This window comes from Pseudomonas sp. NPDC088414 (assembly GCF_044753325.1).
Taxonomy (GTDB): Bacteria; Pseudomonadota; Gammaproteobacteria; order Pseudomonadales; family Pseudomonadaceae; genus Aquipseudomonas.
Genome location: NZ_JBIVMY010000044.1, coordinates 36,542 through 46,096 on the forward strand (window position 1 = coordinate 36,542; position 9,555 = coordinate 46,096).

Genomic DNA, 9,555 nt, shown 5'->3' on the forward strand with positions numbered 1-9,555 from the left:
TTTGTCAGAAATACTCAATCCTTGTGGGAGCTGGCCTGCCGGCGATGGCGGCCTCACAGTCGGCCTGTTTTCGGCAGAAATACTCACACCTGTGGGAGCTGGCTTGCCAGCGATGGCGGCCTTCGAGAGAACACATTTCTTGCTGATGTATCCCTCCCACTCAGCTTTGCTCCCCACAAAATCGACAGCCAGTTCCCCCAGTCCCCTCCATTTCACTGGCGCTTACAGGGTGGTCGGCTATAAAGAATGAGTGGTCAGGTCTTCCGTCATCCGCGGTATTCGTGCGCAATGGCGGAAGTGGCTCTTCCATTCACCGCGGATCGTCCTATGAATAATCCTGGGAAACGCGTGTATCTGCCGTTGTCGCTGGCTTTCTCTGTCGCGCTGTTAAGTGGCTGTGCCAGTCCGCCGCCACCGCCTCCTGCTGCACCGCCACCGCCGCCGGTGCGTACTTGTCAGACGCTGGAAAACACTCAGGTGTCCGGCGATATGTACGTTGACGAGCAGGTCACTCGGCATATCACCACCACCCGGTGTGTCACGCAGTAGCGCTGTGGGGGTGCGCGTTTGCTGTTGCGGAAGTTGTCGGTGCGCTTCGTCAGGTAATGGCCCAAGGTCATTGACTGACAGAGAACCCCTGTGGGAGCGGGCTTGCCCGCGAATGCGGTGTGTCATTCAAAGCGATGGTGCCTGACACTACGTCTTCGCGGGCAAGCCCGCTCCCACAGGGTTAATCATTTGTCAGAGAAATCAGGACAGGAACCCACCGTCCACATTCAGCGAAACCCCGGTGGTGTAGCTCGACGCATCACTCGCCAGATACAAAACCGCCCCGGCCATTTCACTTGGATCGGCCACGCGCTTGAGCGGGATCTGCGTCAGTGCCTGCTTGAGGATCGCGTCATTTTTCACCAGCGCCGAAGCGAATTTGGTGTCGGTCAGGCCCGGCAGCAGGGCGTTGCAGCGGATGCCGAATTGCGCGCATTCCTTGGCGAAGACCTTGGTCATGTTGATCACTGCCGCTTTGGTCACCGAATAGATGCCCTGGAACACGCCCGGTGAAATCCCGTTGATCGAGGCGACGTTGATGATGCTGCCGCCGCCGTTCTCGCGCATCAGCTTGCCGGCTTCCACCGACATGAAGAAGTAGCCGCGAATGTTCACGTCGACGGTCTTCTGGAACGCGCCCAGATCGGTGTCCAGCACGTTGCAGAACTGCGGGTTGGTCGCCGCGTTGTTGACCAGAATGTCGAGGCGACCGAACTGTTCCTTGATCCCGGCGAATACCTGGCTGATCTGTTCCATTTCACCGATGTGACAGGCCACGGCGGTAGCTTTGCCGCCGGCAGCGATGATGGCGTCGGCGACATGCTGGCAGCCTTCGAGCTTGCGGCTTGAGACGATCACGTGGGCGCCTTGCTGGGCCAGCAGTTTGGCGATGGCTTCACCGATGCCACGGCTGGCGCCGGAGACGAATGCGATTTTGCCGTCGAGGTCGAACAACTGAGTCTTGGACATAAGGGTTCCTTGGTGTGGGCCGTCAGAGGCTCGATTTCGCAATGACCTGCAGGCTCATGTGCTCCAGCAGTTTGTTCATGTGAATGAACTGCGCGAAGCGTTTGTCCTGGGTCTGGCCGTGGTAGAAGCGGTAGTAGATCTGCTGCACGATGCCGGCCAGGCGGAACAGGCCGTAGGTGTAGTAGAAGTCGAAATTGTCGATCCGGATGCCCGAGCGCTCGGCGTAGTAATCGACGAACTCGCGGCGGGTCAGCATGCCCGGGGCGTGGCTTGGCTGGCGGCGCATCAGTTGCACCGGTGCCGGATCATCAGCCTGAATCCAGTAGGCGAGGGTGTTGCCCAGGTCCATCAACGGATCGCCGAGGGTAGTCAGTTCCCAGTCGAGCACGCCGATGATCTGCATCGGGTTGTTCGGGTCGAGGATCACGTTGTCGAAGCGATAGTCGTTGTGGACGATGCTCGAGGTCGGATGGTCGGCCGGCATCTTGTCGTTGAGCCAGGTTTTGACCTGCTCCCAGTGCGGCGCATCCGGGGTCAGGGCTTTTTCGTAGCGCTCGCTCCAGCCTTTGATCTGACGGGCGACATAGCCTTCAGGCTTGCCCAGATCGCCGAGGCCGCAGGCGTTGTAGTCAACCCGGTGCAGTTCGACGAAACGATCGATGAAGCTTTTGCACAGCGCTTCGGTCTTGGCTGCATCGAGGCCCAGTTCCGGCGGCAGGTCAGAGCGCAGGATGATGCCCTTGACCCGTTCCATCACATAGAACTCCGCGCCGATCACCGACTCGTCGGTGCAGTGCACGTAGGCTTTCGGGCAGTAGGGGAAACCGTCACGCAGTTGATTGAGAATGCGGAATTCGCGGCCCATGTCGTGAGCGGATTTGGCTTTGTGGCCGAACGGCGGCCGGCGCAGGACGAATTCCTGCTGCGGGTATTCCAGAAGGTACGTCAGGTTCGACGCACCGCCGGGAAACTGGCTGATCTGCGGGGTGCCGGTCAGGTCCGGAATCTGCGCCTTCAAGTATGGATCGATCAGGCTGGCATCGAGTTCTTCGCCAGAGCGGATACGGGTGGACTGGTCAGTAAGCGCCATGCTTATCCCTTCTGCTTATTTTGGAGGCCAGACATCATTGGCTAATCTAATGGCGCACTCGGGCGGCCACAAGCGCGCAGCGGTCTTATAGGTTAGCGTGTTGCAGGATAATCAGCGTTTCGAATAGGTACGGCAGCAGGGCGCTGCCGGCTCTTTTCAATGCACGCGCTGGTTGTTGAGCCTGGGGGGCAGGGCGATCGGCGTCAGCACCGGTTGCCCGGAGAAGAACGCCACGAGGTTTTTGCCGACCAGCTCCACCGTGCCTTGGGTGGCCTCGGGTGACAGGCCGGCAACGTGCGGCGTGAGAATCACGTTGCTCAGGACTTTCAGTGCATCCGGCACCTGCGGTTCGTGATCGAACACGTCCAGTGCGGCGCCGGCAATCCGCCGTTGCTCAAGGGCAGTGATCAGATCCGCTGTGGCGATGACACTCGCCCGGGCGATGTTGACGATGAAACCGTTCGGGCCAAGGGCGTCGAGCACCGGGCGAGTCACCAGATGCTGGGTGCCGATGCCGCCCGGCGTAGCGATGATCAGAAAGTCCGAGGCGCGTGCCAGTTCGGTTGGCGTCGAGCAGAACGCGTACGGCACATCGCTGCGCAGTTGACGGTTGTGGTAACTGATCTGCATGTCGAAACCGAGCTGGGCACGCTTGGCAATCGCCATGCCCACCGCGCCCAGGCCGAGAATGCCCAGGCGTTTATTGGCCAGCGACGGGCGCATGATCTTCGGCCATTCACCCCGGCGTACTGCCGCATCGCAGCGCGGAATGTCGCGCACCAGCGCCAACAGCATCGCCATCGCATGATCGGCCACCGACGAAGCGTTGACCCCGGCGCCGTTGGTCACGGTGATCCCGCGATCGCTGGCAGCCTGCAGGTCGACGTGTTCATAACCGGCGCCGATCACGGTGATGATTTTCAGTGCTGGCAGGGCGGCGATTTCCTCAGCGGTCAGCCCCAGCGGGCCACGGGTCAGCACCGCGTCGATCCGTGCGCCGTGGCTGGCGATGGCTTGCGCACGTTCGGCAGGGGTTGGTGCGAGGATCAGATGAAAGCCCTGATGCTCGAGAATCGGTAAATAGTCATTGATGGTTTCAACCAGTACCAGAACGGTGTCGGGCATTGCGCGGCTCCTGTGATCAGTGGCGGTTCGGTCGCGAAAGTCGTGTCAGAGTGCTGATTCCAGAGCGGTTTGGCAATGATGGCCGCAGCCCCGCTTCAGCCAGTGTAGGAGCTGAAACGGGGAGCGCGCGGGCGCTTCGTCAGAAGCTCACGTCGGCGCTGTTGATCAGCCGCGCAAATGCCCCGCCGAGGGTGGCGTTATGGTGCTCGATGATGACGTGGGCGGGTAATGCCGGGGTGTCCATGCAAGTGTGGGCGTCGGTCACCAGCAACGGTTTGAAGCCCAGATCGGCAGCGGCGCGGCAGGTGGCGTCAACGCAGAACTGGGTTTTCATGCCGACCAGGTACAGGTCGTTGATCTGATCGGTGTTGAGCTGCTGCGAGAGATCGGTGCCATGGAAGGCGTTGGGTCGGGACTTGTCGAACACATGGTCGGACTCGGCATTCAGATCGAGTTCCGGCAGCAATTGCCAGAAGGGGCTGCCGGCGGCAATCGGCGAACCTGCCGGGCCGGTGTGGCGTACGGCGTAGATCGGCACGTGTTGCTGGCGGGCCTGGTGGATCAGGTGCTGGATGTTGGCGAGCACACGCTCGCCGTCATGGGGTTTTTCCGGGCCATGGAACAGACCGACCTGCATATCGATGATCAACAGTGCTGCGGGCATGGTGTTTCTCCTTGAGGGCTGCAAGTGCCGCACGGACGGGAGAAACAACAAGGCCCCGTCCATTGCTGGCGGGGCCTTGGGTTCACTGCGCTGGATTCATCTCAGGCAGCAACACCACGACCCGCCGGTGGCGGTCGTGGTGGTACGGGTGAGGTGCAGCGGGCGAAGGTTCATGCCGCCGATCATGCTGGCGGCGGCGAAGGGCTGTCAACTGGCGTATTGAGCGATGCCGTTGCCGAACGACCAATTCTCCTTTTTGACTTCCACCAGATTGATGAACACGTCTTCCAGGCGGATGCCCAGTTGGCTGTTCAGGCTGTGCGCGATGGTCTGGTACAGGGCTTTTTTCTGCTCCAGCGTCCGCCCTTCATTGAGGGTGATCTGGATGATCACCAACTGATCGCTGCGCTGGATGCCCAGGTACTGCGGGTCGAAGATGAAATGTTCGCCATCATGCTCGTTGAGAATCTGGAAGTTGTCGTGCTCCGGCACGTTGATGGTGCTGCGCATGGCGGCGTAGATCTGCTCGCCGATGCGTTTGGCGAAGGTGGGGTCAGAGTGTTTTTTGATTTCGACGCGCACGAGGGGCATGGGCAAAGACTCCGTTGGGCAAGGGACTCCTCTCACGCTAGAACATGTCGGCCAGATTGAAAGTGTGGGGGTGATGAATTCGCCGCTGTTTTTGTACGAGGCTACCTACAATTTTCGCGGATTTTGCCTACGAATCTGGCAGATGCATCTGCTATCGGAAGGGTGATGAACGCGAAATCATGTGGGCACAAAGCAGCCCGGGCAGGGACTGCCGGCAGCCAAGGAAGGCGAATGCTCAAGAACGATCTTGAAAATCTGGAACTCGACAGGCTGGAGAATGAGTCAAGAAAGCTTGTGGCCGAAAGGAAAAAGCTATTGGCGGAGGAAAAAAAGCTTAAGAGAGAGACAAATTTATATCCGCTCGCAGTTATAGCTGGGGTGGTGACAGCAATCACCGCAGTAGCAGGCGTTTTCTTCAAGTTTTGATTGTTCGTTTCACAACCGTCCGACCCATGATCCAAAGGAAAACCACATGAGTACCTATGATCGCAAAGCCAGAATGGAACAACTGGAACGTGAGCACGATGAGTGGGAAGAAAGAATGCGCATCAAAAACAAGGGCGATATGTACCCAATCTGGGGAATGCTGGCGTTCGGCCTGTTTTGCATGTCACTCGGATTCATGCTGGCTCGATCGATCTGATCAAGTCTTCCCGCTCGTATTACATTGAAACTTGCCGGAAAACGACATCTCACGTATCCGGAGCCGACAGCCATTTTCCCGAAAACGACAACCCGCTGATCTGCTCCGCACAACCATTCCTCAGCTAAGTCTTTGCTTCTGCTCATTTATCGCGGAGAATCGCGCCCCTGTTTCGGCTGGAGCATGTCTGTCGGTTTTTTCCGACGCGTCCTGACCGAGTGGCAAGTGACCGGAATGCGGAGATCCGACCGGATGAATGATCAGGCCAATAGCGTCGACGAACGCTATGAAACGGCAGCACCAGCTGAACTGTCGAGCTGGAATCGCCATGACACCACGTGGATGTTGGGACTGTTCGGGACGGCCATTGGCGCCGGTACCCTGTTTTTGCCGATCAACGCCGGTCTGGGTGGCTTCTGGCCGCTGGTGATCCTCGCGCTGCTGGCCTTCCCGATGACGTTCTTCGCCCACCGAGGCCTGACCCGCTTCGTGCTCTCCGGTCGCGAAGGCGCCGACATCACCGAGGTGGTCGAGCAGCATTTCGGCATCAAGGCCGGTGCGCTGATCACCTTGCTGTACTTCTTCGCCATCTTCCCGATCCTGCTGATCTACAGCGTCGGCCTGACCAACACGGTCGCCAGCTTCCTCGAACACCAACTGCACATCACGCCGCCACCGCGCGTGCTGCTGTCGTTCGTGCTGATCCTCGGTCTGCTGGCCGTGGTGCGTTGCGGCGAGCAGGTGATCGTCAAGGCGATGAGCCTGATGGTGTACCCGTTCATCGTTGCGTTGCTGTTCCTCGCGGTGTACCTGATTCCGCACTGGAATGGCGGCATTCTCACCACCGCTTCGCAAGTACCGGCGCCGTCGGCCCTGCTGCACACGCTGTGGCTGGCGATCCCGGTGATGGTGTTCTCGTTCAACCATTCGCCGATCATTTCGGCGTTCGCGGTGGATCAGAAGCGTCGTTACGGCGTCAACGCTGACCAGCGCAGTTCGCAGATCCTCTTCCGCGCCCACCTGTTGATGGTGGTGATGGTGCTGTTTTTCGTCTTCAGTTGCGTGCTGACCCTGTCGCCGGAACAACTGGCCGAAGCCAAGGCGCAGAACCTGTCGATCCTGTCGTACCTGGCTAACCACTTCAGCAATCCGACCATCGCTTTCGCGGCACCGTTGATTGCGTTCGTGGCGATTTCCAAGTCGTTCCTCGGCCACTACATCGGTGCCAGCGAAGGCCTCAAGGGTCTGATCGTCAAGAGCGGCAAGCGTCCGGGCGCCAAGGCGCTGGATCGCATCGTGGCGGCGTTCATGCTGGTGGTGTGCTGGATCGTCGCGACCCTGAACCCGAGCATCCTGGGCATGATCGAGACCATCGGCGGCCCGGTGATCGCGGCGATTCTGTTCCTGATGCCGATGTACGCGATCCGTAAAGTGCCGGCGATGGCGCGTTATCGCGGTCAGGCTTCGAACGTGTTTGTTACCGCCGTGGGTCTGGTGGCGATTTCGGCGTTGATTTATTCGCTGACGGCGTAAGCCAAAGCTCCAGGTACTCAGCTACAGTGGCCGCTGTGCGTGATGCGCACAGCGGCTTTTTTTCGTCTGGAGACAGTGGATTGTCGAGCGCGCCCCAATCTGTAGAACCCCCCAATCGTTGGCAGGACATCCTCGCCGGTCTGTCGATTGCCGGGCTGTTGTTGCCCGAAGCGGTCGCTTATTCGACCATCGCCGCGCTGGCGCCGCAGGCCGGGGTGATTGCGCTGTTTGCCGGGTTGCTGTGCTATGGGTTGTTTGGCACCAGCCGCTTTGCCATTGTTTCTGCTACGTCATCCTCGGCAGCGGTGCTGGCGGCGGCCACGGCGACGATGGCCAATGGCGACCCGCAACTGCGCGCGACGCTGGCGGTCGGGCTGGTGCTGGTCACTGGCGGGCTGTTCTTGCTGGCGGGGATCTTCCGTTTCGGCAGCGTCACCGCGTTTATCGCCAAACCGGTATTGCGCGGATTCGCCTTCGGCCTGGCGCTAACGATCATCCTCAAGCAGGTCGCCAGCGTGGTCGGCGTGCACCTGACCGACGCCAATCTGGTGCGCTTCGCCCCGCAATTGCTCGAACAACTGCCGCAATGGAACTGGCCGGCGGCGGCTGGCGCATCGGTGGCACTGGTGCTGTTGGGGCTGTTCTCGCGCTTTCCACGGGTCCCCGGTGGTTTGCTGGTGGTAGTGATCGGCATTGTGGCCGGGCAATGGCTGAACCTGCCGGCCCATGGTGTGAGCATGATCGGTTTGATCGACCTGAGCCTGGAGGTGCCAAGCCTGCCGCTGCTGCCGTTTGCCGACTGGCTGCGGCTGGGGGAGGTGGGGTTCGCGCTGGTGATGATTCTGTACGCCGAGTCGTACGGCTCGATCAGTTCGTTCGCCCTCAAGCACGGCGACCGTGTCACTTCCAATCGCGATCTGCTGGCGCTCGGCGCAGCGAACTTGTTGTCCGGATTGTTCCATGGCATGCCGGCGGGGGCGGGGTATTCGGCAACGTCGGCGAACGAGGCCGCCGGGGCGACTTCTCGCTGGGCCGGTGGTGTGGCGGCGCTGGTGGTGCTGGTGATCGTGCTGACGGTGCTGCCGTGGATCGCCCTGACGCCGGAGCCGATTCTGGCGGCCATCGTGATTCATGCGCTGGCACGCGGCTTGAGTCTGCAGCCGCTGGGGCGCTACTTCGTCTGGCGCCGGGATCGGCTGCTGGTGTTGTGCGCGGTGGCGGCGGTGCTGCTGCTGGGCATTCTCGACGGCTTGCTGGTGTCGGTGGCGATCAGCGTGTTGCTGATGCTCAAACAGATGTCGGCGGCGGACATTCAGGTGCTCGGGCGGATCGACGGCGGGCATGATTTTGTCGATGTGCAACGTCATCCGACGGCGACAACCGAGCCCGGAGTGCTGATTGTGCGGCCCAGTGAGGCGTTGTTCTTTGCCAACGTCGAGCGGGTTCTTGGTGCGGCGTTGCGCTTGATTCGTCACTCGGACGCACCGCTGCACACAGTGATCCTGAGTCTGGAGGAAACCCCTGACCTGGACGGCACCAGCATCGAGGCGATGCAGGAGTTCTTTCTGCGGGTGCATCAGGAGGGCAAGCGCCTGATTCTGGCGCGACTCAAGCATGAGGCGCTGGCTGTGCTGGAGGCGTTGCCCGAAGTGCAAGCAAATGGCGTGACGCTTAGCGGGCTGAGCGTTGATGGCGCGGTCCGGCAAGCCCTCAAACTCAACACTTAACCCCCCTGTAGGAGTGAGCCTGCTCGCGATAGCGGTGTGTCAGTCGATACAAATGTATTTGACACACCGCTATCGCGAGCAGGCTCACTCCTACAGGGGACGGTATTCCAAGGCATAAAAAACGCCGCACATCTCACGATGGGCGGCGTTCTTCATTGCGTTGTAACGTTAGGCTTGAACGACCGGAATCTTGGCGTTCGCAGCCGCTTCACGGAACTCGGCGATCTGGTCGAAGGACAGGTAGCGGTAGACATCGGCCGCCATGCTGTCGATCTTGCCAGCGTATTCCATGTACTCCTCGACGGTCGGCAGGCGACCCAGGATCGAAGCTACGGACGCCAGTTCGGCCGAAGCCAGGTAGACGTTCGCGCCGTCGCCCAGACGGTTCGGGAAGTTACGGGTCGAGGTCGAGACCACGGTGCTGTTCGGCTCAACGCGTGCCTGGTTACCCATGCACAGCGAGCAGCCTGGCATTTCCATGCGCGCGCCTGCTTTGCCGTAGATGCCGTAGTAGCCTTCTTCGGTCAGTTGGTGAGCGTCCATCTTGGTCGGCGGCGACAGCCACAGACGGGTTGGCAGCTGACCCTTGACCTGATCCAGCAGTTTGCCGGCAGCGCGGAAGTGACCGATGTTGGTCATGCACGAACCGATTAACACTTCGTCG

Annotated in this window: 12 protein-coding genes; 6 read left to right on the top strand and 6 right to left on the bottom strand. The window is 60.3% G+C overall.

Annotated elements, in window-relative coordinates; translation table 11 throughout:
- Nucleotides 1-250, top strand: a 250-nt coding sequence (locus ACIP8I_RS25335) for a hypothetical protein (RefSeq protein WP_400764634.1), incomplete at its 5' end; no start/stop codon positions are given.
- Between the two features lie 77 nt (nt 251-327).
- On the top strand, nt 328-549 hold the full coding sequence (locus tag ACIP8I_RS25340) for a hypothetical protein (protein WP_045122399.1): 222 nt from the start codon (nt 328-330) through the stop codon (nt 547-549).
- Between the two features lie 201 nt (nt 550-750).
- Here the strand turns inward: ACIP8I_RS25340 and ACIP8I_RS25345 are convergent, their stop codons facing one another.
- The 5 genes from ACIP8I_RS25345 to ACIP8I_RS25365 all read right to left on the bottom strand — a co-directional run bounded on the left by ACIP8I_RS25345 (nt 751) and on the right by ACIP8I_RS25365 (nt 4,988).
- The gene (locus tag ACIP8I_RS25345; RefSeq protein ID WP_007965755.1) at nt 751-1,518 is read right to left on the bottom strand and encodes an SDR family oxidoreductase; all 768 of its coding nucleotides are present in this window, start codon (nt 1,516-1,518) and stop codon (nt 751-753) included.
- Between the two features lie 22 nt (nt 1,519-1,540).
- Nucleotides 1,541-2,608, bottom strand: a complete 1,068-nt coding sequence (locus tag ACIP8I_RS25350; protein WP_400764637.1) for a phosphotransferase family protein — start codon at nt 2,606-2,608, stop codon at nt 1,541-1,543.
- Between the two features lie 156 nt (nt 2,609-2,764).
- Nucleotides 2,765-3,733, bottom strand: a complete 969-nt coding sequence (locus ACIP8I_RS25355) for a 2-hydroxyacid dehydrogenase (protein ID WP_400764639.1) — start codon at nt 3,731-3,733, stop codon at nt 2,765-2,767.
- Nucleotides 3,734-3,872: 139 nt separating this feature from the next.
- Nucleotides 3,873-4,397: a cysteine hydrolase family protein gene (locus ACIP8I_RS25360; RefSeq protein ID WP_400764641.1), complete on the bottom strand. Its 525-nt coding sequence runs from the start codon at nt 4,395-4,397 to the stop codon at nt 3,873-3,875.
- 207 nt (nt 4,398-4,604) lie between these two features.
- Nucleotides 4,605-4,988, bottom strand: a complete 384-nt coding sequence (locus tag ACIP8I_RS25365; RefSeq protein WP_367084828.1) for a tautomerase family protein — start codon at nt 4,986-4,988, stop codon at nt 4,605-4,607.
- Nucleotides 4,989-5,219: 231 nt separating this feature from the next.
- On the opposite strand from ACIP8I_RS25365, the gene ACIP8I_RS25370 reads away from it, so the two are divergent.
- The 4 genes from ACIP8I_RS25370 to ACIP8I_RS25385 all read left to right on the top strand — a co-directional run bounded on the left by ACIP8I_RS25370 (nt 5,220) and on the right by ACIP8I_RS25385 (nt 8,891).
- On the top strand, nt 5,220-5,414 hold the full coding sequence (locus ACIP8I_RS25370) for a hypothetical protein (RefSeq protein WP_367084826.1): 195 nt from the start codon (nt 5,220-5,222) through the stop codon (nt 5,412-5,414).
- Between the two features lie 46 nt (nt 5,415-5,460).
- Nucleotides 5,461-5,631: a hypothetical protein gene (locus tag ACIP8I_RS25375; RefSeq protein ID WP_007965765.1), complete on the top strand. Its 171-nt coding sequence runs from the start codon at nt 5,461-5,463 to the stop codon at nt 5,629-5,631.
- A gap of 252 nt (nt 5,632-5,883) precedes the next feature.
- The gene (locus tag ACIP8I_RS25380) at nt 5,884-7,164 is read left to right on the top strand and encodes an HAAAP family serine/threonine permease (RefSeq protein ID WP_400764646.1); all 1,281 of its coding nucleotides are present in this window, start codon (nt 5,884-5,886) and stop codon (nt 7,162-7,164) included.
- An 80-nt stretch (nt 7,165-7,244) separates the two neighbouring features.
- The gene (locus ACIP8I_RS25385) at nt 7,245-8,891 is read left to right on the top strand and encodes a SulP family inorganic anion transporter (RefSeq protein ID WP_400764644.1); all 1,647 of its coding nucleotides are present in this window, start codon (nt 7,245-7,247) and stop codon (nt 8,889-8,891) included.
- A gap of 168 nt (nt 8,892-9,059) precedes the next feature.
- Here ACIP8I_RS25385 and ACIP8I_RS25390 read toward each other — a convergent pair.
- On the bottom strand, nt 9,060-9,555 hold a 496-nt coding region (locus ACIP8I_RS25390), incomplete at its 5' end, for an aconitase family protein (RefSeq protein WP_400764645.1).